The sequence below is a fragment of the Butyricicoccus sp. AF35-5AC genome (assembly GCF_003477715.1).
Taxonomy (GTDB): domain Bacteria; phylum Bacillota; class Clostridia; order Oscillospirales; family Butyricicoccaceae; genus Agathobaculum; species Agathobaculum butyriciproducens.
Genome location: NZ_QUDX01000005.1, coordinates 1 through 24,195 on the forward strand (window position 1 = coordinate 1; position 24,195 = coordinate 24,195).

A 24,195-nucleotide genomic window follows, 5' to 3' on the forward strand; every position below is an offset into this window, starting at 1 on the left:
CATAGCGGTCTAATGCGCACAAAAACGCCCTTATTTTCGGGTTTCGTGTATAATGGAAGATACACCAAATCCGAAAGGGGAAACACGTTATGAACGCAAAAACAGAACTCGCAAAGCGGCTTTCCGAAACTTTTTCCGGAGGTATGCCTGTGACCGTCGAAGCGCTCGCCGCGATCTTAAAGGACTATTCTATCACGAAAGAATCGGACGAGCAGCGCAGCGATTTGAACCGGAGAATCAAGTATTATCTGGGCGCAAAGCGCATTGACGGCTTGTCCGACAAGACCCTGGGGAACTACCGCTGCAACCTCGAAATGTTTGCCGCCAGGGTGAACAAGAGCGCTGCCAAGGTTACGACCGACGACATTCGCGGCTACATTTCGTACCTCGATGAAACGCGTCACCTGAAAGACACGTCGCTGCAAACGCACATCAACACACTGCGTGCGTTCTTTGGATGGCTTCACACCGAGGAACGCATTAAGAAGAACCCGATGAGCAAGATCAAGTCGCTCAAGCTGGACAAGAAGGGTGCTCGTCAGGCCCTCACGGTTGAGGAACTGGAACGTCTGCGCGATGCCTGCAAGACGTACCGGGAGAAAGCGCTGATTGAGTTCCTTGTATCTACTGGCTGCCGTTTGAGCGAAGTCGCGCAGCTGCGTGCGGCAGATCTCAATCTCGCAGACCGGTCGGTGCAGGTCACCGGCAAGGGTGACAAGGACCGTGTGGTGTACTTCTCGGTTCGTGCGCGGCTGATGATTGAGGAGTATATGGTATCCCGCAAGGGCGGCGACGGCCTGTTTGTGTCCAGCAAATCGCCCTTCGAGCCGCTCAAGCCGCGTGCCATTCAGCGTATCGTCCACAGCCTGAGTGAGCGCGCCGGACTGGAGGGCAGGGTACACCCGCATCTGCTCCGGCACACGTTTGCGACCCATGCGTTAAACGGAGGCATGGACGTAACCGTTATCCAGCGCCTGCTCGGTCACGAAGACATTGCAACGACGCAGATCTACGCCGAGCTGAATGAGGAAGGCGTAAGGCATCAATACAATAAGTATGTGGCGAACTGACCACAGAAAGGAAGGACAAATGAAAATCAACGAAATCAAGGCTCTGGACTACCAGACCGACGGCGACCTGCTGACGATCCCCTTTGCGGAAACGTCGGTCGAGGCCGTGCTTGCACTGGATTCCGCTGTGCTCACAGTCAAGACCGATGCCGGTGATCCGGTTGAGGTGCTGGCAGGGTACGCGCTCAAGACGGCCACGGTCGCAGCCGCCGATCCGACGAGTGTCACCGCCGTGTACACCCGCGCGGTGGACGGAACAGCGGCTGCGCTGGACACGATCTCTGCCCGGCTGGTCGAGAGCGAGAAGGAGAACAAGCTGCTTAAGGCGCAGGTCAGCGCCGCAACCGAACGCAGCGACTTTATCGAGGACTGCATCGCTGAAATGGCCGTTCAGGTCTACAACGATGAAGTTTAATTTTCTACATTATTTAGAAAGGTTGGTAATTATGATGGCAATGTTTTTCGCACAGAGAGTGATTCTCGGCAAGACGAAGTTCGACGAGGTGCCCAAGGCACTCAAGGCCAAGGTGGCGGAGATCCTGCTCGACAGCGGTCTGCCGGAACTGGTACCGTCCGAGTTCGGCGGTACGATGGAGGCTTGATGTGCCGGCGGAAGTAATTACAGCGGCGCTGTCGCTGATGGGAACGCTCGTGGGAACGCTCGGCGGTATTGCGCTGTCGAGCAATCTCACGAATTACCGCATTGAGCAGCTGGAGAAGAAGGTGGAGAAGCACAACAATCTCATCACGCGCACGTATAAGCTCGAACAGGAGTTTGCCGTGATGGATGAGAAAGTGAAAGTGGCAAACCACCGTATTGACGATTTGGAGGATTTAGAACATGAAAGTTAATATTCCGGTACGCTTTCGCAATCCGTGGTTCTGGGTTGGCGTTGTTTCCGTTGCCATTACCGCCATCGGCGTGGATCCGATGACGTTTACCTCGTGGGCGGCGGTGCTGGACGGCATCAAGGCGGTACTGAGTAATCCGGTGCAGCTGTGCACGATGGCGCTTGCTATCCTGTCGGTATTTATTGACCCGACTACGGCAGGCGTGGGAGACAGCAAGACGGCACTCGGCTACGACAGGCCGAACAAGGAGAAGTAAGTATGAATATTCCGTTCTTACAGGCGAATTCGAGCAACTTTTACTCAGGCCGAGGCGGAAACAGCATTAAATACATTGTGATGCATTACACGGCGAACAACGGTGACACTGCAATGAATAATGCACAGTATTTCCATAATAACAGCGTACAGGCGTCGGCGCACTATTTTGTGGACGAGAACAGTGTTGTGCAGAGCGTCCGCGATTCGGACGGTGCGTGGCACTGCGGCGGATCGTTTGAAAGCTCGCACCATCCTCTGCATGGTATCTGTATGAACAGAAATTCTCTGGGCGTGGAAATGTGTAGCGACAAGGTGAACGGTAAGTTTATTTTCACTGCACAGACTGTGGATCGTACGGTCGAGCTTGTAAAAATGCTTATGGCAAAGTACAACATTGACGCAGACCACGTTGTACGCCACTACGACGTAACCGGTAAAGACTGCCCGGAACCGTGGGTGCGTGATGAGAGCCAGTGGAAGTCGTTCAAGGCACGACTGACGGCCAAAGAAACTCCAAAGGAGGAAAAACCTATGACTGATAAAGAGTTTACCGCATATCTCAACCGTTATCAGGCGGAAAAGGCCAACCAGAAGCCGCATCCGTATGCTGCCGAGGCCTGGCAGGCGGCGACAGACGCCGGCATTATGGACGGTACCAAGCCGCAGAGTTCGCTGACGCGCGAACAGCTTGCGGTGATTTTACAGCGTTTAGGTCTGCTCGGAAAGGGCGTGAAGTAAATGGGACTGGGTTCTATGCTGGCGGGCGCTGTTAAGGCGGCAGCTGCAGCGGCAAAGGCAAGCAAGAGCAGCTCCGGCGGATCGTCCTCGGGCAGTTTCTCGGGTTCTTCCGGTTCGAGCGGATCCTCGTCCTCCGGCTCGTCCGGCGCTTCGATGGCGGCAACCGGCAAGGGCGGCTCGTACTCTATCGGCTCGGACAAGGGCAAGAATTTTGTTTCGAGTGCGGCTGCAGGCTCGACCATGACCGGCTCGGACGGCTCGACCTGGAAGAAGAACAGCGACGGCACGACCACCATCAGCAAGGGCGGCCAGACGTTCACTTACGGCGGCGCTTCCGGCACCGGCGGCTCGGGCGGCGGTTCGTCTGGCAGCGGTACTTATACGCCACTCGGCTCACATAACGACCAGACCATTAAGGACACGAGCGTGGAGGATTCCGCCCAGATGGCGGCGATCAAAAAGCGCTATGCGGAAGCACAGGCGCGCGGTGACACTGCGGCTATGAAATCCGCCCATGCGGACGCCGAGGCGCTGCGTGCGCAGTACGGCTATTCCGGCGGCTCGGACGGCTCGGACTACATCGGCAAGGGCTATGTGAGCGGCAATGTACTGGGCAAGCAGATGAGCAATCAGCTCAATAGCGGCTTTGACGCCTACAAGAAGTACATGGAGGACGCTGCGGCACAGCAGCAGGCGGCACTCAAGGCCAAGGTGGACAGCGCGGTTGCCAGTCTGAACGGTCAGAAATACGACGTGATGAAGCAGACCGAGGCCAACAACGCCGCTGCGGAAAAGGCGTATATGCAGAGCATTAAGCCCGGCGGCTCGAACGCGGAAAACCTTGCGGCAAATGGTTTGCTGACAAGCGGACTTACCGAATCCAGCCAGATCAGCGCAGGCAACGCCTACCAGAACGCACTGAACAGCAACGCCACCACGCAGACCGAGACGCTCGCCAAGATCGAGCAGGCTATTACACAGGCGCAGCTTACCGGCGATATTGAGGCGGCAAACGCGCTTGCCAATCTCTATAAGGAGATTGCCGCCAAGCGCTACGAGAATACGCAGAACATCGTTTCGGCAAACCAGTGGGGACAGCAGTTTGGTCTTTCTCAGGCTGAGCAGACTGGCACGTACAATGGTCAGGCGACGCTCGCGGCACAGCAGCTTGAAATGCAGAAGCGTCAGCTGCAGGAGGACATTGAGAACGGCAAGGTTGACCGTCAGACGGCGCTTAAGCAGATTGAGTATATCAATGCGCAGATTGCGTACATGCAGGCTCAGACTACCGGTCAGAACCTTTCCAACAAGTATTCTCAGTGGCAGCTTAACCAGCTTTAACTACGCCAGAAGGCGGCGATTTTCGCCGCCTTCTCTCTTTAGGAGGTTCATATGAGTTTTTACAGCGATTACGAGAAGAAGAAAAACAAGAACAAAACGTCCGCGCTGCTGAAGGTGCCGCAGGTTGTTCCGCAGAAGCCGGCACATCAGGACAACAGCCGCCGTGCAACGGCGGCGCGCAGCGGAGAACAGCAGCGCGTGCAGGCGCACCAGAATGCACATCGGCCTGCAAGCACTTATCTGACCGGCGGCGGCACAACAAGAAGTCAGCCGTATGCGGCTTCTCAGCAGCGGAACACGGTTTTTCAGCAGCGCGGGAACACGCGGCAGAGCCTTTCCGGTACAGGCAGCCGGAGCACGCAGCAGAACAATGTGCGGCAGCCCGCAAGCACCTATCTGACCGGCGGCAGCGTGACAAGAAGTCAGCCGTATGCGGCAAGTCAGCAGGATCAGCTTTTTTCGGCAAGAAAGGCGGCAGAGCAGCGGCGCAATCCGCGGCAGAACGTATCTACTGCGAACAAGAGCAGCGGCGTCGGCAACCCGACGCTGACGCAGTTGCTCAAAAACTCTATGGAGTGGCACAAAACCAGTGACCCGGACAAGAGGGCACAGCTGCACGCGCAGAACGATGCCTTGCGGCGCAAGCTGGGTTATGAGTACAACCCGCAGACCGGCGCCTCTTTTGATAAGTACGGCCACGAAATGACCGCCGGTGTGCGCATGGCCTACGGCAGCACGCCGACCGAACGGCTGAATCAGGCAACACAGTTGCTGCATACTTCCGGCGTGATGGGTAAGACAGACAAGGCAACTGTCTACCCGACCGCCATGCAGGCGGCGCAGGGACTGGATGAGGACTATTTCAGCGGCCAGACAGGCTATAATGCACACAAGACGATGCATGACCTGTTTAACCGCTCGGATGAGACGTGGAGCAGCGAGGACACGCAGAGCCGCGACAGGGCACGTCAGGAGCTTACCGATGAGATGGGCCGCATTATGAAGCGGTACGGCCTTACCTATCAGCCGCGCGACAACGCGAACGATATCATGAACCGGCTGAAAGCCGCCGGTGCGGACGAGCAGACGCTTGCGTATGTGCAGGAAAACATTGACCTGCGGCACGCGGCGGACCGTCTCGGCAACAGCCTGGAGGCAGTCGGCAAGCGGTGGATCGCTTCGCTGCCGTCCCTCGTGGATACCTCGCGGCAGGTAAGCGCGAACATGGAAGAAAGCCGCCAGAGTGAGGAATACCGCCAGCTTGAGGAGCAGGAGCAGACACTTGAACTCACCCTGCAGGGCATGAACAGCACGGCGGCAGACGGCTCGGTTCCGGCAGATTATCAGGCTGTTTACGATCAACTGCAGGAGGTTAAAAAACGCAAGAACGAGCTGACCGTAAACAAGGGCGTAGACCCCAACAAATGGTCACAGCGTATGCTGCGCGAGGCAGCCGAGGCACAGGCAAACGCCGAGGCCGGTTTAGCGCCTGCGCCGCGCTGGCTGACCGAACAGGGCATTTCCCTTGCGGGCAATGCGCCGTTGATGGCGGCAAGTGCGATTCCGGTCGTGGGTCCGGCGGTCGGCTCGATCATGATGGGCGGCCAGGCTGCAGGCCAGCGCTCGTTTGAACTGAATGAGCAGGGCAAGGGTGCGCGGGAGTCGCTGACGCGAGGGTTGACCTCGGGTGCGATTGAGGCGGCAACCGAAAGACTGCCGCTCGGTCAGATGAGCAAGATTTTGCACTCCGGCGGCGTGAATGCCGTAAAAAATATCCTCATCCAGATGGGTGAGGAGGCGACAGAGGAAAGCGCAAGCTATTTCATGAACTATGTTGCGGATCTGGCGGCAAACGATCCGGACGCAAAGTTCTCTCTTGCGGAGCTGACCCAGAGCGCCGCAGGCGGCGCGTTCGGCGGCTTAGTGTTTGGTACGGCGGGTGCGGTCGGTTCGAGAGCGGCAACAGATACGGAGCGTATGAATGCTGCTGATGCATACGATTACAATCAGGTGCAGCAGCTTGTACAGCTCGACAGCGAGCTGCAGGCGGCGCGTAAGCTGCCGGAAGGACCGATCAGAGAACGTGCGGTGCAGACCGCGCAGAACAAGATGGTAAACGCGCTGACCGATATGCAGCGGCAGAATGCGGCACGGAGTGCTGAGCTGACTGCGAATTATGACGCGGATCTGCAGAATCATCTTGATCTGCAGGAAAAGGCCGAGACAGCACAGTACCTGCAGGAGCAGGAAAACAGAGCGCTCAATCAGCGTGCGGCGGTACAGGCGATGCAGCAGATGGATACTCAGACGCAGAATAATTTTATCGACCTGCAGGACCGGCTGAACAATGCTTGGACGGAACTGCAGGAGCTCGATCAGGGAGACGGGCGGCTCTCGGTGGCCGAAATGCAGCGCCGTAATCAACTGATGGACGAAATCCGTCAGTTGAACGCACAGCTGAATGAGCAGGGAGTGAAGACCGGCGCTGTTATGCCGGAAATCCAGCAGAATGACATGATCCGCACGGCAGACCGCGGAAACATGGGCGAGGTGCTGAACCAGAATCCGGACGGCAGTTACAATGCGTTTTTCCGAAACAACGAGACCGGCGAGGAAGGTATTCACCGCGTCGAAGCCGAGAACGCACAGCGGATCGCAGAACCGGGCACCTATGAGGTGGCTACGGAACAGCAGCGTGCGGCCGCCGCTGAGGAAGCGCTGAATCCGTCACTGGACGACTCAGAATATCGGTTTGGGCAGAACCAGAAGGAGCAGGCGAAGCCGCTCGGCAACTATGAGATGTACGGCAAGAGCAGGGAACAGGCGATGCGGGAGCTGCAGAACAAGCTGACGGAAAAGCGCTCGTTCCTACATGACGATGATTACAAACAGGTGCGCGCGGTACAGTCCGCCGAGCTGCGCGAGACGTGGGAGCAGGCGCGACCGGTACACGAGCAGATCGAGAAGTTCCAGAAGAACCACCCGCTTTCCGCCAAGGATGAGCAGCTGCTGCAGGCCGCTATGGTGAACGGCGCAACAAACACGTTCAGCCAGTGCGACGATCCGGCAGCCGTCATGCACCGGTATCAGCTGCAGCAAGAATTGAACCGCCGGATGCAGCCAATCAAGGACTATCAGCGGACGCGCGGTGAGACCATGGCGCTGAATGCCGAGGAAATGGCGGACACCATTGCGGAGTTTGCCAAGGATAAGAAGATTCCCGGTGCGTACAGCCGTGAGACGATGGAGCGCAACAGCTACGACATTTTCGGAAAGAACAACCGCGACAAGGCCGAACAGCTGAATGACGAGTATTTTGCGCCCGTCCACAAGGCGGTTGCAGACCGCACGAACTATGTGAACACCATGCGTCAGCAGGTGGCAGACCTGCACCTGAGCAAGCACGAATCCGCACTGGTGCAGATGGCGCTTGAGGGACGGAATGACGTTGCTGCCGAGTACATCAAGAACAACAAGATCAAGGTGACAAGCAAGCTGCAGAAGAATGTGGCGGACGGCGTGGCAACGTTTCAGGCGATTTACAAGGAACTGTATGACTCACTCAACGAAACGCTGCTCTCCAACGGCATGAAGCCGGTACGAGCCCGCAAGAACTATGCACCGCATTTTGTGAAGGACAAGCCGGACACGCTGCTTTCGCGTATTCGCTACAGCTTTGGCTGGGGCAAGGACAGTTCGGTAAATATCGGCACTGACCTTGCGGGCATTACAGATGATTTTTCACCCGGAAAGAAGTGGTTCGGCAACCTGCTGCAGCGTGAAGGTGAACTCACCGATTATGACGCGGTGGCGGGCTTTGACCGGTACATTGAGACTGCTGGTGACATTATCTTTCTGACGGACAGCGTGCAGCAGCTGCGCTCGCTTGAGGACGCGCTGCGGTACCGGCTTTCGGACGAGGGCACGCGCGAGATGGTAAACCAGATCCGCAACGACCGCAATCTGAATGCACTGGAACGGCACCAGAAGATTGATGAGGCGTACAACCCCAATCAGGACAATATCCAGAAGCTGTACAACCAGAAGAAGCTGGGCATGGGCGGCTATGTTTCCAACTTACATGAGTATATCAACAACCTTGCGGGCAAGAAGGCACGCGCGGATCGCGGCTGGGAGGAAATGATCGGCCGACAGATTTACACGGTGGCAAAGAACGTTGAGGGACGTGTGGCGGCGAACATGATCGCAATGAATCCCGGCTCGTGGATCACGAACTTTATCCCGATCACGCAGGCGAGCGGCGAGGTGAGCACGGCAAACCTCATCAAAGCCATGCGCGACACGGTGAAAAGCGCCGTGAAGGACGACGGATTCACGGACGGCTCGGTTTTCCTGACCAACCGCGAGGGCACGCAGTTCCTCGACCGGACACTGACGCGCAAAATCTCCGATATTGCCGGCATGCCGATGGAGGCAATCGACCACTTTACCAGCAATGTGGTAACGCGTGCGAAGTATCTGCAGAATATTCAGGACGGCATGGACGTGCAGGAGGCGTTCGACAATGCAGACACGTTCGCGGCAAACTTGATGGCAGACCGCTCCAAGGGCGCGCAGCCGACCGCGTTCAACAGCGTGAATCCTGTCCGTAAGGTGTTTACCATGTTCCAGCTTGAGGTGAACAACCAGCTTTCCTATCTCTTCAAGGATCTGCCGCGGGCAAAGCAGAGCGTACCAAAACTGGCGTGGGCGTACACGAAGGTGTTTACCGGCGCGTACCTGTTCAACGCGGTTTACCATCAGCTGACCGGCCGTGATTCGGCGTTTGACCCCATCAGCATAGTTGGTGATGCGTTCGACATTGACCCGTTGGAGCTGATCGCGGAGGCATTCGGTCTGGGTGACGATGACGACAAGGACAAGAAGAAAAAGTCCGGTGTGGACATTGCGCTCGACCTCGGCGAGAACGTGGCAGAGCAGATTCCGTTTGTGGGCGGCTTAATCGGCGGCGGCCGTGTGCCATTATTCTCGGCGGTTCCGGAGTTTGATAAGCTGACCAAGGAATACGAGAACGGCTACGACGGTAAGCGCATTGCGCTTGACGCGGCAAAGAGCGCTGCCAACTCGGCGGCGTACCTGCTGCTGCCGTTCGGCGGCGGTGCTGTAAAGAAGGCGCTTGAGGGCGCGGCAACCGTATATGCGGGCGGCAGCTACAGTCTGGACAAGAACGGCGAGAAGATCCTGCAGTTCCCGCAGTACGGCCAGAGCCCGCGCGACTGGGCGCAGGCGATGCTGTTCGGCAAGTCCTCGCTGCAGGGCGCGCAGGAGTGGGCTGACGATGATTACAACAGCCTGAACGCAGACGAGACGAAGGTATTCGAGGAGCTGCGGCAGCGCATGAGCTGGAACAAGGACGAGAATGGCAACACTATCGACAATTCCGAGGCGGTATTTGCCGCCATTAAGGCGATGAAGGCAACCACTGCAGACGCCAAGAAGAAATACGGCAGAGAGAATTACAAGGAGATTGCGGCGGCGTCCATCCGCAAAATGCTGCTGGAAAACAACGACCTTACGCCGATGCAGAAGAAAACGCTCGACCGCGAACTGATCACAGCCGGTGATTCCGCAGACTACACCTCTCAGGATGCGTTTGATATTAGCCAGTATGTGCGCGAGTCCAGACAGGACGACGCGGCCGAGGCAATCAAGCACGGCATTTCTGTCGATGATTTTGTCAAGTGGGACAGCGTGATCGAGCAGACACTGGCGGACAACTATGTTGACGCCAAGGACTACGAGGACGGAGAGAACAACCAGCTTTACGCGAAAAACGCTGTGCTGCAGAACATCCTCGACGAGTATGCCAAGGACGGCGAACACACGAATGCGGAAAAGAACGCGTTTGCGGACTATGTGCTCGTTTCCGCCATGGGCGAGAGCGACAAGGAGCGTTGGGATGCGGTAAAGGGTACGGTAAATGCAACTGACTTTGTACAGTTTGCGGGCGACATGGCAACGTACAACAAGGAGTTCAAGGGTTCCGGCATGAGCAAGAGCGACGCGATGCAGGCCATTCTCAATGGCTATGGCAATCTGTCCGACACGCAGAAGGACGCGCTGTTCGGCGCGTACAGCGACAGCGCGTCCGGCAATGCGTTCCATATCTCCGTGTTCGAGGAAGCGATTAAGGACCGCAAGTTCTACGGCTACCTCAAGGACGCCGGCAAAAAGGAGCTGCGCTCCATGCTCAACAGCTACGAGCAACACGTTGCGGACAACGACAAGCTGTCCGGCTGGGAGGCCAAGGCGGCAGTTGCCAAGGAGGCCGGTATTTCGCCGGGTGTGTATGCGCTGTTCCAGATGGCCCTCAAGGCGGCAGACACGGACGGCAAGGGCGTAAGCCAGGCAAAGGCCAAGGCGGCCGTGGAATCCATTGACGGACTGACGCAGGCACAGAAGGCGTACCTCTGGCAAAGCTCGAACCGCAAATGGAAGAAGAACCCGTTCGGTTCAGCAACGGTTTCCGAGTACCACTACTCGGGCGGCGAGTTCGCAAACCCGGTTGAGGGCGGCACGATCCCAGACGGTGGTGCATTTGGTCCACGTAAGGCGTTTACAACAAGCAATGGCGCAACATCGTCTAAGTGGCACAAGTCCATTGACATTGCCGCGCCTGCCGGTACGGCGATCAAGTCGGTTCAGGGCGGCAAGGTAACCGCAAACGGCTGGGTCTCCGGTTACGGCTGGACGATTGAGGTAACACATGGCAATGGCTATGTGAGCATGTACCACCACATGCAGAACCAGAGCAGCGTTGCGGTCGGCACGGAAGTAAAACAGGGGCAGACGATCGGCAATGTCGGCAGCACCGGCAACTCGACCGGTCCGCACCTCGATCTGACGATCACTAAGGACGGCACGCCGGTGGATCCTGCGTCGCTGATTGGCGATTACAAGAACGCAAAGACGGGGTATGTTTACGAAGGCTCGCCGGTGTACACGCAGCTGTCCTCGGCGGCTGGCAAAAAGAGCAGTTCCGGAGGTTCGAGGAAGTCGGGAGGAAGCAGTTCCGGCGGACTTAAGCAGCTTAAGGGACTTAGCGGTTTGAAAGGATTGGGATTCTGATAAGAAAATGAGAAAGCGCCGTCGATTGACGGCGCTTTTTTGTCGTTTCGTAAACCTATAACATTTTATGCTTTGACAGCAGCAGTTGCAGCTGGTTTCCGGCGCTACCACACGCGCGTCCAGCATGATCGGATCAACGACTTCTACGACTGCAGTCGGCTTGTTGCTGTCAGGCCGCAGCTGCACATCGCGGCCGTCCTCGATATACTGCGAGGAAAAGATGCGCGCGCCGCCTTCACCGCCGAACAGTACAACGCGTTTGTCAAATACCGCCAGACCGTCCACAATACGCGGACGACCGATTACGCAGCTGATTTCACATTCAATGCGATAGAAAAAGCGGATATCAACGCTGTAGAAACCTCGATTAAACTGAATCCGCTCAACATCAATGGAAACACAGAGCAGTTCCGCTTCACGCGGCTTCACAGATGCAATGCCACCGGCATTGATCAGCTCCTGCGCATCGCGGGTGAGATACACGCGAATGTCACGCAGGCACTCCTTACTGCGGCAGGAGTCATAAACCTTTTTGGTGTGAACGCAGACCGCTTCGCGGAAGCCGCCTGCACTGTTGCCGTTATTGCCGCCGATCGGACCCGGGCAGCAAACTTTTTCAGCCATGTATATTACCTCCAAACAAAAATTGAAGCAACTTCAGTATCAATCTATTCGGAGATTTTCCGGGGTGTTACATTAAGAAGTCCCTCTGTACCTTCAATACAGGGGGACTTCCGTCAAAGAGGGATGGGGCTGCTTTATACGTCCATCCAGACGCCTCCGGCCGTATGGCTGCGCACACAGGCCTCGACAAAGCGAACGCCGAGCACGCCGTCCTCCACGGTCGGGAAGGTGTCGGTCGTGTTCTCACGACCTGCCTTGCGGTCGGAGAGCACATTACAGAACGAACGGTAAACATTCGAGAACGTCTCGATAAAGCCTTCGTTGTGGCCTGCCGCAACACGGGAAAGCCGCGTGCTGGCATCGAGCAGATAGTCTGCACCAGCGGACAGCCGATGACTCGGCTGGCTGCGCGGCGTATAGATCAGGTGGTCGCAGTCGGTCGCGGTCCATTCAAGCGAGCCTTCGGTGCCGATGACGTAGATGCCGCTGTCACACTCGTGTCCAATCGCAATCTGGGATGCCCAGAGCGTACCGGTTACGCCGCCCTCGAAATCCATCAGCACGTTTACATTGGTATCGAGCGGCAGATCACGCGGATAGGTATCCATCATCGCCAGCACGCGCTTGACGTGCAGACCGGTAAACTGCGTTACCATCTGCTCTGCATGTGTGCCGAGATCGTTTGCACACAGCGAGGAACCGACCTTTTTCGGCTGAAAACGCCATGCCGAGGTGTCCACCTTGCCGTCAACCGCACCGGAAATGACCCAGTCCTCCGGATGCTGCACGCGGACGTGCAGAATATCGCCGATTACACCTGCGCGAATCATCTCACGCGCCTGACGGATGAGCGCATAGCCGGTGTACGAATACGTTATGCCGAACAGAAGACCGCGCTCCTCTGCAAGGCGGGCAAGTTCCTCGGCTTCCTCAGTGCGGAGCGCAAGCGGCTTGTCGCATATAACGTGGATGTCATGCTCAAGAAAGCACTTTGCAATCTCGTAATGCGTATCGTTTGCCGTCATGATGGAGACAAAATCAATACCGTCCTCACGCGCGGACTCCTTGTCTGCCATTTCGTGAAAATCCGCATACACGCGGCTGGTGTCAGGCAGGTGATACGCCTCAGCGGTCGCGCGGTTCTTATCCATGCTGCGGGAGAAGCAGCCGCAGACCAGCTCGGCGGAATCGTCCAGCATAGCGCCCCAGCGGTGGAATTTGCCGATGTATGAACCAAGCCCGCCGCCAATCATACCAAATTTCAGCATAAATAATTACTCCTTACATTTTACATATCAAAGTTTACGACCTCTACCGTTCCTGAGGTCTGTGATGCGATGCTTGAGGTGCTCCTGACCGATAAAGCCGCCCGCACTGATGATACCTGCCGAAATCGTTTTCTTCTCCATGATCCGTGCCTCCTTTTTGTTCTTCGTGGCGCTCTTTATGCCTCTATTATAGAACAAAATTACACAGAGTCACGTCAGGAAATTAACCTATTCTGTGCAGAAATTAACATCAGAAGTTTATGGAGCGGAATTTACTCGGCGTCATTTTCTCGCGGCTGCGGAATACGCGGGAAAAGTGGCTTGCGCTGTTGAAGCCGCTCTGCTCGGCGATCTGCTCGATGGAGAGCGCCGAACCGGTCAGCAGCACCTTTGCGTGACGCAGACGCTGCTCCTGCAGATAATCATGCGGACGGAAGCCGATGTACCTGGCAAAACAGCGAATGAGATGCGTGACACTTACATGGCACAAATCGGCAAGTGTTTCGAGCGTGACCTCTTCCTAGAAGTGCTCAGCGATATACTCGACCGCCGGACGAATCACCTCGGGAATATCCGGCTTGGTGTCCGGCGCGGCAAGACAGCACAGCACGGATTGGACGCCGACCGAAATGCGGTGCTCATTGTACACCTGCTTGTCACCGTAGTAGAAAATCTGCTCAAAATACGGGAGAATCTCATGATTCCCATCAAAGCAGATGCCGGTGCCGCCGGTCAGCAGCCGGACATAAGCCGCGCTTTCGCCGCTGGAAAAGTGAAACCAGAGGAGTTCGGTCGACCCGGTGACGTAATACCGGTGGGGAAGGCGGCAGTCTATGGTAGCGTCCGTACTGGATAAGGTACTACAGATGCTCCCGCGCAAACGGAGATGGAATGGTAAAGTCCACACGCGACGAGAGCAGCAGGCCTTTGTCGGGTGGTTTCACAGGCATCACCTTCATGAGAGTATACAAAAATTATAATGTGGATTTGCTCAAAGAGTAAGAGCCTATCCGGCAGATTGCCTGAAATGTACATGGAAAACAAAACAGGGAAATTAACCCATCAAATCCTCATCGGTGACGAAAAACTCGTTGTCGAGTTCCGCGCACCGGCGGTCTAGCTCAGAGGTCGTGCCGAGCGTGCGGCGCACGGCATCGTACTCGGCTTTCGCGCGGTTGTTTACCTTGCCGGTTCGCGTTGCGCGGATGAGCAGGTTTTTCGGGGTATCGAGCGGCGAAATATACTCAACGACAGACACCTTGTAGCCTTCGGCTTCCAGTTTGAGCGCACGCATGCTGTCGGTCAGCACATCGTTAAAGCGCGCCTTGAATACGCCGAATTTGGTCAGCGGCTCGAGTCCGGGCATGGTGTACTGATCGAGCAGTTCCTTGTGGCAGCACGGCACGCACGCGATGTATTTCGCCTTGGCGCGGATTGCCGTACCGAGCGCGAGGTCGGTCGCAATATCGCACGCGTGCAGCGAAATCACAGCAGTAACGTTTTTCGGCGGCTGATACGTCCGCAGATCCGCACAGATGAATGTCATGTTGTGGTAGCCAAGACGCTTCGCCATCGCACGGCTCTCGTCAATAACGTGCTCCTTGATATCCACGCCGATAACGCGGCAGCGACGATGCAGCACCTCGTGGATATAGTAATTCATGACAAAGCTGAGGTAGGACTTGCCGCAGGCGCAGTCCAGCAGCACAATTTCGTCGCTGTCATCCTGCTCGAACATCGGCGCAACCAGTTCGACGTAGTGGTCGATCTGATTGTACTTGCGGATCATGTCGTTTTTCAGCTTGCCGTCTGCGGTTAGGATGCCGATCTCGCGCAGCAGCGCCGCCGCCTGATCGACACGAATGAGGTACTGCCGGCCGCTGTCGAGCAGCGGATTGGCGGCAGCCGCCTTTTCCTCGGCGGTCGCTTCGCGCTCGGCCTGCTTCATCTGCACGCCGCGTGCCGTCACGGACAGCGTAACAACCGTGCTGCGCTCGGTGTAGGTGAGCACGCTCTCGTCGTATTTCTCGGCCTGCTCGGCAAAGAAGGTACAGAATTCAGCCGCGTCTACGCGGCGGTCGCTGCCCTGAAAATGCAGCGTGTAGTCCTCGTCCGCGCGGGACAGCTTTGCGTCAAATTTCTTTTTGCCGGAAACCAGAGTACAGTCTGCCTGCACAAAAAAATCGCGGTTTTTGGTCAGCCGCGCTGAAATGCCTACCAGCAGCAGCTTGAGCTTCGCGGAATCTCCCTTTTGCATGGATGTCACAACCTTTATTGTAATGTTTTTGTTTTAGTATAGCACAACGGAAAGCATTTCCGCAATTCCAAAGTATAATTTGTGGAAACGAGTGAGATAATATTACCGAAATCACAAAAGGAGGTCATTCTCTATGAGTAACGATCGCTGCAACAAGTCTATCCACTGCACGGTGGAGCAGTGCGCAAACCATTGTCCGACCGCTTCTTACTGTGCGCTGGACAGCATTACCGTTGGCACGCACGAGGCTAATCCAACGGTGGATCAGTGCACCGACTGTAAGTCCTTCCAGCGAAAGTGCTGCTGATTTCCCCTCGCAATGCCGAAAAGGGAGCCGGATTTGTCCGACTCCCTTTTCGAGTGTACTTATATAATAATTGAGAATGGAGACACCCACCGCAGTGGGCGTCCAGCGAGCAACCGCCGCAGGCGGCTCTTAGCGAGTCGGAATGGAAAATCGAGAATTATGGTATCGCACGAAGGGAGATAATTGAATACCGTCCGAGGGACGGTAAATGGAATAAGCATGAGATTCAATTTGAAGTTCATGCTCCATCCTCTATCTTCAATTCTCCATTTTAAGTTCGGGCATCACCACATGCCGCATGGTCAAGTAGCACGCCAGACCGCCGATGCAGTTGGACACCGGCTCTGCCGCAAATACGCCGCTCACACCGAGATTCCAGCAGTACGGCAACAGCAAAGTCAGGGGCACAACAATGAACGCCTTGCGCAAAAGCGAAAAGAACACCGCGTATTTCGCCCGGCCCAGCGCGCGGAACGTACTCTGACCGGCATACTGGAACGCCATCATCACAAAGCCGAAAAAGTAAATGTGCAGCGCCGGAACAGCCGCCGCGACCAGTTCCGCGTCCTGATTGAAAATGCGGATGAACAGGGCAGGAAAGAGAGAGACCAGCATCCAGACAAGCATGGTGTACCCGATAGCAATCTGCGTCATAAACCGGATAGCGTCCCGGGTGCGCTTGTACAGACCGGCGCCGTAGTTGTAGCTGATGGCGGTAGATGCACCATCCGCGATGGCGAGCACCGGCGTCTGTGCGATCTGGCGCACGGAGTTAAGTACGGTCATGACGCTGATGTACAGGTCTCCGCCGAAACCGCGCAGCATGGAATTGCACGCCACCTGCACGAGCATATCCGTAAACGACATGACAAAGCTGGCGATGCCGAGCACGGTAATGCGCTGGATACAGTGCCAGTCCGGACAGAAACCGCGGAAATCCAGCTTTAACTCGGCTTTTTTGCCGGTTAAAAACTTGACAACCCATGCAGCAGACAGAAACTGCGACAGTACGGTTGCGATAGCAGCGCCGCGCACGCCGAGGTGCAGTGCGAAAATGAAAATCGGGTCGAGCACGATGTTGGCTGCCGCGCCGAGCGCCACGGTGAGCATGCCGGTTCGGGCAAAGCCCTGACAGTTAATGTATGGATTGAGACCGAGCGACAGCATGACGCACAGCGTACCGAGCAAGTAAATCACGATGTACGAGGACGCATACGGGTACGTTACCTCACTGGCGCCGAACAGGTACAGCAGCGGGCGATGGAACGCGATGCCGAGCACGGTCAGCACGGCACCGCTCAGCAGCAACATAAAGCCGGCGTTGACCATGATGCCTTGTGCGCCTTCACGGTTGCCTTTGCCGCGCGCCATCGCGCAGAGCGGAGCACCGCCCAGTCCGAACAGATTGGCAAACGCGGTAATGAGCGTCACAAAAGGGAAGCACAAGCCGATACTCGCCAGCGCAAGCGTGCCCTCGCCGGGGATCTTGCCGATATAAATACGGTCTACAATATTATACAGCAGATTGAGCAGCTGCGCGATCAGCATCGGTGTGGCCACCGCAAGTATCCTGCGGCGGATGCTGCCCTGAGAAAAGTCGATTTGCTGCAAACGAATACAGTCCTTTCAAAATCAGAAAAAGCAGGGAGAAGTCCAAGCTTCTCCCTGCTTTATTGTATCACTGCTGCTGATTTTCGTCAAGAATCCAGCAAAATCAGTGCGCGGTACAGCATTTCGCACGCTGTTCGGCGGTCGAGCGGGTGTTCTGGGTTCTGTGCCTGTGCAGCGGTGAGTACGGAGGCGCGTTCCAGCCGAGCGATTGCCGGCTGTGCCCAATCCTGCGGAGAATGGTCGGACATCGACCAAGCGTACTGCACACCGCTCAGCGTGCCGTCAAGCAGGTGGTCGAGCACCACGCCTGCCTCGGCCGTTGTGATGGTTTTCTCGCCGCGAATCTCACTCACGCCGGAGACGGTCGCGTAGCCGCTGACCAGTCCGTTTGCGGCTGCGGCGCTGATATATGGCTTGGCCCACGCGGAAAGTCCGCTGTCATCCGCAAAGTCGGTCTGGTCTGTCGGTTCAACGGACAGGTCTGCCGCGGCGGCTGTCATGGCGATGAACTCACTGCGTGTTACCGGTCGGTTGGGATGGAAAAACGCACAGCTGCCGATGGTTTCTCCGGTCATTACACCCTTTTGCGATAGATAGATCGCCGCGTAATGCGCCGGATCACCGTCCATGTCCGAGTAGGTGAGTCCGGTCTTATTCTTTTTAATTTCAATCGTGATAGCGGCAGGCTGCGCTGTATTGCCCTCGGCGTCCACGGCGGTATAGCGAAAGCTGTCGCGTCCGGCTTTGCGGCCCGGTGTGTAATATAAGGTACTGCCCTCGATCTTCGCTGTGCCCAGCCGCGGCTTTTCGGTCAGTTGATAGAGCACTACGTCGTTATCCGCGTCGGTCGCGGACAGTCTGGCCTCCACGGCAATATCCACGCAAGTCTGCGCCGTGACCGGCTGCACCACTGGTGCATTGTCCGCCGCCTGTGCAGTTACTGCGGCAGCGCCGATCAGTCCCGCATAGGCGAGCACGGTTGCGAGCAGCACCGCAATGATGCGAATCTGTCTGTTTTTCAAAATCCTTCACCCTTTCCGGTCGTTTCTTCTATCGGAAAGTATGCACGCGGCTGTTAAATTTTATACCGGATCGGAAGAATTCCGGTTCGTGTATGTTTTCTTCCAGTCGGGAAACGGAAAATTCCGCAAAAGCCCTTGCCGAAAACGCAGAAATGTGGCATAATTCTATTATATATACATTGGGAAAACAGAAAGGAGATTGGCGATGGAAAATCATCAGCTTGTTCTGGTGCTCGACTTCGGCGGTCAGTACAATCAGCTGATTGCACGACGCGTCCGCGAACATAATGTTTACTGTGAGGTCAAGCCCTATAAGACCTCGATTGAGGAGATCAAGGCGCTCAATCCGATCGGCATCATCTTTACCGGCGGTCCGAACAGCGTTTACGAGGAAAAGTCCCCGAAGTGTGATCCGGCTCTGTTCGAGCTGGGCGTACCGGTTCTGGGCATCTGCTACGGCTGCCAGCTTATGGCGCATACCCTCGGCGGCGAGGTAACTGCAGCGCAGGAGGACACCGCGCGCGAGTACGGCAAGACCGAGACCTTCTACAACACGGACTGCAAGCTGTTTAAGGGTCTGCCGGAGCAGGGTATTTCCTGGATGAGCCACGGCGACTACATGGCAAAGGTGCCGGAGGGCTTCGAGCTGGTCGCTCACACCGATATGTGTCCGACCGCTGCCATCGCTGACGAGAAGCGCGGCTTCTACGGCGTACAGTATCATCCGGAGGTAAACCACACCGAGAACGGTTCGCTCATGCTGAAGAACTTCCTGTATGAAGTCTGCCATGCAAAGGGCGACTGGACCATGGGTGACTACAAGAACAGCTCCATCAAGGCCATCCGCGAGAAGGTCGGTGACGGCAAGGTTCTGCTGGCGCTGTCCGGCGGCGTTGACTCCTCGGTTGCAGCGGCCCTGCTGGCTGAGGCAGTCGGCAATCAGCTGACCTGCGTATTCGTAGACCATGGTCTGATGCGCAAGAACGAGGGTGATGAGGTTGAGGCAGCTTTCTCCAAGTGGGACATCAACCTGATCCGCATGAACGAGGAGGACGCATTCCTCGGCGCTCTCAAGGGTCTGACCGATCCGGAGGACAAGCGCAAGGCCATCGGCGCACAGTTCATCCGCACGTTTGAAAAGATGGGCAAGCAGATCGGTGAGCAGGTCGGCAAGATCGACTATCTGGCACAGGGCACCATTTATCCGGACGTGATCGAGTCCGGCAAGGACGATGCCGCTGTCATCAAGAGCCACCACAACGTAGGCGGTCTGCCGGATTTTGTGGACTTCAAGGAGATCATCGAGCCGCTGCGCATGCTGTTCAAGGACGAGGTTCGTCAGCTCGGCTTTGAGCTTGGTCTGTCCGAGCAGCTGGTTATGCGTCAGCCGTTCCCGGGGCCGGGTCTCGGCATTCGTATTACCGGCGAGATCACCAAGGAGAAGTGCGACATTCTGCGTGAGGCAGACGCAATCTTTCGCGAGGAGATCGCAAATGCAGGTCTGGACAAGGAGATCAACCAGTATTTTGCAGTTCTGACCAACACCCGCACCGTAGGTGTTATGGGCGACAGCCGCACCTATGATTACGCACTCGCGCTGCGCGGCGTAACCACCAGCGACTTCATGACCGCTGACTGGGCGCGCATCCCGTACGAGGTGCTTGATAAGGCTTCCAGCCGTATCGTAAACGAGGTTGTCGGCGTAAACCGTATTGTGTATGATATTACCAGTAAGCCGCCGGCTACGATTGAGTGGGAATAATTTCAGAGGCCCGGAAAAGCCTGATATGACTGGGCTTTTGAGGGGTTAAAGCCCTTCGTGGCAACGATTTGGCAACATTTTTCATTATTCATAAAAAGAGAGCTAACTGATTTTGATTAGTCAGTTAGCTCTCTTTTTCTTTTTATTATTGTCCTGTGCAACAAACGCCCTCTCCCGTGGCCTACAAGTGAGAGGGTCAAGCGAGATCCTGGGGCGGCGTCTTCACATAGTTCTGGGTCTTGTCAAACTCCGGATAGTGGTAGCGCCACTTATCGTAATCCTCTTTGGAGATTTCGCCCGCCTCCAGCATGGCAGCGGCCTGCTGCCAGGAACAGAGCATCTCGTGCAGCTGGGCGGCGTCCTTGTTCTTCCGTACATCAACTTTCAGGCAGACTTCTCCATCCATCTCGCTGATCTTGAGCCCATAGTTGTCCTCCAGGGTAAACAGGGTGTGCATCAGCCCCACATAGGAGTCTATGTCCGGGACGGAGAGCGCATGGGGCGAGACATCCAGTACCTGGGCCAGGGCAGCAGTCAGGTCTGCCTTTGGGGTTCTTGATCCTGTTTCATACTGCGCCAGGCGCACATCAGCGGACTTCTCCGGGAAGCCCAGCGCCATACCGAGATATTTCTGCGTCATCCCCCGCAGGAGACGGAAAAAGTGAATCCGTTCGCCAATCGCCATATCATCAACTCCAATCGTTGCTTGTCCTTAGGAAAAGCGTAGCAGAAATGCTTAGTAAAGTCAAGAGAATCCTAAACAATTTTATTTAATTTATTTTGCGTACTCCAATTGACACAAGCTATTTTGCTTAGTATAATGGCAATAGACTAAGCATAATAGCTTAGAATCAATAAATAAAAAAGAACTGCCGCAACCCCTGATTATACATCCGGGAAAAAAGTGACGGACGAAAGTGAGGAGGCATTTATGGAACACAATATCCAGCCGCAGCAGCCATCAACGAGGAAAGGAAGGTATTTTCAATGCAGGCACAAAACTTTATGCGCGTGGAGGAAGTGGCCCAGGAGCTGGGCATCTCCAAGTCCCACGCCTACAAGGTGATCCATAAGCTCAACGCTGAGCTCCGGGAGAAGGGCTATCTGACCATTTCCGGGCGGGTCAATCGTAACTTTTTCATGGAGAAGTTTTGCTACGGCAAGACGGGAAAGGAGGGCTAATCATGGCAGTCTATAAGGAAGAAAAGACAAACACCTGGCGGGCGGTCTACCGCTATACTGACTGGAACGGCGAGCGCAAGCAGACCCAGAAGCGGGGCTTCAAGACCAAGCGAGAGGCGCAGGCCTGGGAGCGGGAACAGCTCAACAAGACCAGCGCCGATCTGGATATGACCTTTAAGAGCTTCGTGGACCTCTACACGGCGGATATGAAAACCCGGCTTAAGGAAAACACCTGGGCCACCAAGGACCACATCATCCGTACCAAGCTGCTGCCCTACTTCGGCAGGCTGAAAATGTGTAACATCACCGCCCAGCAGATCATTACCTGGCAAAACGAGATGCTGAACCATAAGGACGAGAACGGCAAGCCCTACTCGCCGGTGTACCTAAAAACGGTCCACAATCAGCTCAGTGCCATCTTCAACCACGCGGTTCGGTACTACAACCTTCGGGAAAATCCCTGCAAGAAGGCAGGCAGCATGGGCAAGAAGAAAAACCGGGAGATGATGTTCTGGACCAAGGAGCAGTACCTGAAATTTGCCGAGGTGATGATGGACAAGCCACTGTCCTTCTACGCCTTTGAGATGCTCTACTGGTGCGGTATCCGGGAGGGGGAACTGCTTGCCCTGACCCCAGCGGATTTTGACTTTGAGAAGCGCACTGTGTCCATCAACAAGTCCTATCAGCGTCTGAACGGTGAGGACCTGATTACCACCCCTAAGACGGAAAAGAGCAATCGGGTCATCACCATGCCGCAGTTCCTGGCCGAGGAAATCCAGGATTACATCAAGATGCTCTACGGGATCGGGCCGGATGACCGGATGTTCACCGTCACCAAGAGCTATCTCCACCGGGAGATGGACCGGGGAGCCAAAGAAGCCGGGGTACCGCGCATCAGAATCCACGATATTCGTCACAGTGCGGTTTCACTTCTGATCGACATGGGCTTCTCCGCCACGGCCATCGCAGACCGGGTGGGCCACGAGAGCATTGACATCACCTATAACTATGCGCACCTGTTTCCGTCCAAGCAGGCGGAAATGGCAGATAAACTGAACATGGAAAGGGGTAATTAAAAATGTCAGCAAAGAATATGGACAAGCACAACCGTTGGAGGAACAAGACCGTGGCTTTTCGGGTCTCCCCGGAGGAGGATGCTCAGATCGAAACGGCGGTGAAGCTCACCGGTTTGACTAAGCAGGATTATATCATCCGGCGGCTGCTTTGCCGGGATGTGGTGGTCCAGGGCAACCCCAGGGTCTATAAAGCACTGCGGGACCAGCTGGCCGCTGTACTGGACGAGCTGCGGCGGATCGAGGCCGGGCAGGGCGTAAACGATGAGCTGCTGGACACCATCCAGATGATTGCTACCATTATGAACGGGATGCAGGAGGACTTTGCCTATGATCGATGAGAAAAAGAAAATGACCGCCCAGGGCTCATCTATTGGCGCAGATGATGGGCAGTCAATCTCTCAAAATTCCAAGACCACTATACCAGACTCGGACGAAAAAAGCAATTCCCCGGAAAGAGATTTGGAGGAACTTTACCGGAAGATGCGCCGCATGAGCGACCCGGCTTACCTGCATACTGTGACCCTGGACGAGCTGATGGACAATGTGTTCGAGGGTAAGTCTGCGGTGATTGAGAACCTGCTTTATACAGGAGCGTACATCCTTGCCGGAGCGCCCAAAATCGGCAAGTCCTTCCTGGTGGCACAGATCGCCCACCATGTCAGTACCGGGCAAGACCTGTGGGGCTACAAAGTCCACCAGGGAACCGTCCTTTATCTTGCTCTGGAAGATGACGAGAGCCGTTTGCAGCGCCGGATGTTCCGAATGTTCGGAGTGGAGGGGACAAGCTCCCTTCACTTCGCCACCAACGCTAAGATGATCGGCGGTGGCCTGGATGAACAGCTGGAAAAGTTCGTCCGGGAACACAGTGACACCAGACTCATTATTGTAGATACCCTGCAAAAAGTCCGGGAGGCAGTGAGCGATAGTTACAGCTACTCCAGCGATTATGAGGTAATCGGCAAGCTGAAGCAATTTGCTGATCGGTATGGCGTCTGCGTTCTGATCGTCCACCACACCAGAAAGCAGCCTGCGGGAGACAGCTTTGAGATGATTTCCGGTACAACCGGCCTGCTGGGCTGTGCGGATGGGGCGCTTCTGATGCAGAAGGAGAAGCGGACGGATAGCAGGGCAACCTTGGAGGTGGTAGGCAGAGACCAGCCGGATCAGCGGCTGTATCTGAGCAAAGACCAAGAGAACCTGGTTTGGGATCTCGACCATGCAGAGAATGAGCTTTGGAAGCAGCCTCCGGACCCGGTACTGGAGGCTGTGGCGAAGATCGTATCTGCTGACAACCGGGAATGGGAAGGCAGCCCCACCGAGCTGGCCCAAGCGATTCAAACGGATATGGCGGTGAATCGGCTTACCAAGCATCTGAATGTGAATGCCAGCCGCCTATTGGAAGAACATCAGGTAAAGTACGAGAACAAAACCAAGCACGCCGGGCGGCGTATCCGACTGACTTACATGGTGGTGGAAGCAGCTGCGTTTGAAGTAATCGAGTAAAGCGCGACGCTCGCAACGGTCGCGACGGTGTTTTGAGGTGTACTCCCAGCACCGTTGCGACCGTCGCAACCGTCGCGGAAAGAAAAAGATGGGGTGGTATTTTGCCACCCCATCTTCAAGGAGGATGCCCCATTTTAGGGCACCCTAAAAGTATCAGAGAATGTCGCGATTCACGACACCCTATGCCCCGAAACAGGGCACCGGGTACAGGGGCAAAAAGCGTTCGGAGAACGCG

General features: G+C 55.9%; 21 protein-coding genes. 14 read left to right on the forward strand and 7 right to left on the reverse strand.

The annotated features are described in order from the left end of the window. Positions 1–89 precede the first annotated feature (89 nt). The 8 genes from xerA to DWZ82_RS07830 are packed head-to-tail and all read left to right on the forward strand — an operon-like array spanning position 90 to position 11,348. Positions 90–1,070: a site-specific tyrosine recombinase/integron integrase gene (gene xerA, locus DWZ82_RS07800; protein WP_118479967.1), complete on the forward strand. Its 981-nt coding sequence runs from the start codon at positions 90–92 to the stop codon at positions 1,068–1,070. A 19-nt stretch (positions 1,071–1,089) separates the two neighbouring features. Further along, positions 1,090–1,485, forward strand: coding sequence for a hypothetical protein (locus tag DWZ82_RS07805; RefSeq protein ID WP_118479969.1), 396 nt, complete (start codon positions 1,090–1,092; stop codon positions 1,483–1,485). Positions 1,486–1,516: 31 nt separating this feature from the next. Beyond that, complete coding sequence (locus tag DWZ82_RS15375; RefSeq protein WP_199667426.1) at positions 1,517–1,672, forward strand: hypothetical protein; 156 nt, start codon at positions 1,517–1,519, stop codon at positions 1,670–1,672. Between the two features lies 1 nt (position 1,673). Further along, on the forward strand, positions 1,674–1,922 hold the full coding sequence (locus DWZ82_RS07810; RefSeq protein WP_118479971.1) for a hypothetical protein: 249 nt from the start codon (positions 1,674–1,676) through the stop codon (positions 1,920–1,922). Next, on the forward strand, positions 1,912–2,178 hold the full coding sequence (locus DWZ82_RS07815; protein WP_118479973.1) for a phage holin: 267 nt from the start codon (positions 1,912–1,914) through the stop codon (positions 2,176–2,178). The genes DWZ82_RS07810 and DWZ82_RS07815 overlap by 11 nt, the downstream gene beginning before the upstream one ends. A 2-nt stretch (positions 2,179–2,180) precedes the next feature. Next, positions 2,181–2,918 (forward strand): peptidoglycan recognition protein family protein, encoded by a 738-nt coding sequence (locus DWZ82_RS07820; RefSeq protein WP_118479975.1) that lies wholly within the window; start codon positions 2,181–2,183, stop codon positions 2,916–2,918. After that, entirely contained in the window at positions 2,919–4,259 is a 1,341-nt protein-coding gene (locus DWZ82_RS07825) for a hypothetical protein (protein WP_118479977.1), read from the forward strand. Between the two features lie 51 nt (positions 4,260–4,310). Beyond that, on the forward strand, positions 4,311–11,348 hold the full coding sequence (locus DWZ82_RS07830; protein WP_118479979.1) for a M23 family metallopeptidase: 7,038 nt from the start codon (positions 4,311–4,313) through the stop codon (positions 11,346–11,348). A 758-nt stretch (positions 11,349–12,106) separates the two neighbouring features. Here DWZ82_RS07830 and DWZ82_RS07835 read toward each other — a convergent pair. From DWZ82_RS07835 to DWZ82_RS07850, 4 genes are all read right to left on the reverse strand, one after another. Then, positions 12,107–13,240, reverse strand: a complete 1,134-nt coding sequence (locus DWZ82_RS07835; RefSeq protein ID WP_118479982.1) for a Gfo/Idh/MocA family protein — start codon at positions 13,238–13,240, stop codon at positions 12,107–12,109. A gap of 250 nt (positions 13,241–13,490) precedes the next feature. Beyond that, positions 13,491–13,730, reverse strand: a complete 240-nt coding sequence (locus DWZ82_RS07840; RefSeq protein WP_118479984.1) for a helix-turn-helix domain-containing protein — start codon at positions 13,728–13,730, stop codon at positions 13,491–13,493. A gap of 30 nt (positions 13,731–13,760) precedes the next feature. Beyond that, entirely contained in the window at positions 13,761–14,147 is a 387-nt protein-coding gene (locus DWZ82_RS07845) for a hypothetical protein (protein ID WP_147356918.1), read from the reverse strand. A 147-nt stretch (positions 14,148–14,294) separates the two neighbouring features. Beyond that, positions 14,295–15,497 carry a class I SAM-dependent methyltransferase gene (locus tag DWZ82_RS07850; protein ID WP_118479988.1) on the reverse strand — a complete coding sequence of 401 codons (1,203 nt, stop codon included), beginning with the start codon at positions 15,495–15,497 and terminating at the stop codon, positions 14,295–14,297. Between the two features lie 133 nt (positions 15,498–15,630). Here DWZ82_RS07850 and DWZ82_RS07855 point away from each other — a divergent pair, with 133 nt between their 5' ends. Beyond that, positions 15,631–15,804, forward strand: a complete 174-nt coding sequence (locus tag DWZ82_RS07855; protein WP_118285538.1) for a DUF1540 domain-containing protein — start codon at positions 15,631–15,633, stop codon at positions 15,802–15,804. 258 nt (positions 15,805–16,062) lie between these two features. Here the strand turns inward: DWZ82_RS07855 and DWZ82_RS07860 are convergent, their stop codons facing one another. After that, entirely contained in the window at positions 16,063–17,415 is a 1,353-nt protein-coding gene (locus DWZ82_RS07860) for an MATE family efflux transporter (protein ID WP_442861224.1), read from the reverse strand. An 86-nt stretch (positions 17,416–17,501) separates the two neighbouring features. After that, positions 17,502–18,437, reverse strand: coding sequence for an S-layer homology domain-containing protein (locus tag DWZ82_RS07865; protein WP_118479992.1), 936 nt, complete (start codon positions 18,435–18,437; stop codon positions 17,502–17,504). Between the two features lie 205 nt (positions 18,438–18,642). Here DWZ82_RS07865 and guaA point away from each other — a divergent pair, with 205 nt between their 5' ends. Further along, positions 18,643–20,199, forward strand: a complete 1,557-nt coding sequence (gene guaA / locus DWZ82_RS07870) for a glutamine-hydrolyzing GMP synthase (RefSeq protein WP_117491254.1) — start codon at positions 18,643–18,645, stop codon at positions 20,197–20,199. 196 nt (positions 20,200–20,395) lie between these two features. On the opposite strand, the gene DWZ82_RS07875 is transcribed toward guaA, so the two are convergent. Further along, positions 20,396–20,884: a helix-turn-helix domain-containing protein gene (locus tag DWZ82_RS07875; RefSeq protein ID WP_118479994.1), complete on the reverse strand. Its 489-nt coding sequence runs from the start codon at positions 20,882–20,884 to the stop codon at positions 20,396–20,398. A 302-nt stretch (positions 20,885–21,186) separates the two neighbouring features. On the opposite strand from DWZ82_RS07875, the gene DWZ82_RS07880 reads away from it, so the two are divergent. The 4 genes from DWZ82_RS07880 to DWZ82_RS07895 are packed head-to-tail and all read left to right on the forward strand — an operon-like array spanning position 21,187 to position 23,960. Continuing rightward, entirely contained in the window at positions 21,187–21,381 is a 195-nt protein-coding gene (locus DWZ82_RS07880; protein WP_006571508.1) for a helix-turn-helix domain-containing protein, read from the forward strand. Positions 21,382–21,383: 2 nt separating this feature from the next. Beyond that, positions 21,384–22,457: a site-specific integrase gene (locus DWZ82_RS07885; protein WP_118479997.1), complete on the forward strand. Its 1,074-nt coding sequence runs from the start codon at positions 21,384–21,386 to the stop codon at positions 22,455–22,457. Between the two features lie 2 nt (positions 22,458–22,459). Next, positions 22,460–22,795, forward strand: a complete 336-nt coding sequence (locus DWZ82_RS07890) for a plasmid mobilization protein (protein ID WP_118479999.1) — start codon at positions 22,460–22,462, stop codon at positions 22,793–22,795. After that, on the forward strand, positions 22,785–23,960 hold the full coding sequence (locus DWZ82_RS07895; RefSeq protein WP_118480001.1) for an AAA family ATPase: 1,176 nt from the start codon (positions 22,785–22,787) through the stop codon (positions 23,958–23,960). Before DWZ82_RS07890 ends, DWZ82_RS07895 begins: the two co-directional genes overlap by 11 nt. The last annotated feature ends 235 nt before the right edge of the window (positions 23,961–24,195 follow it).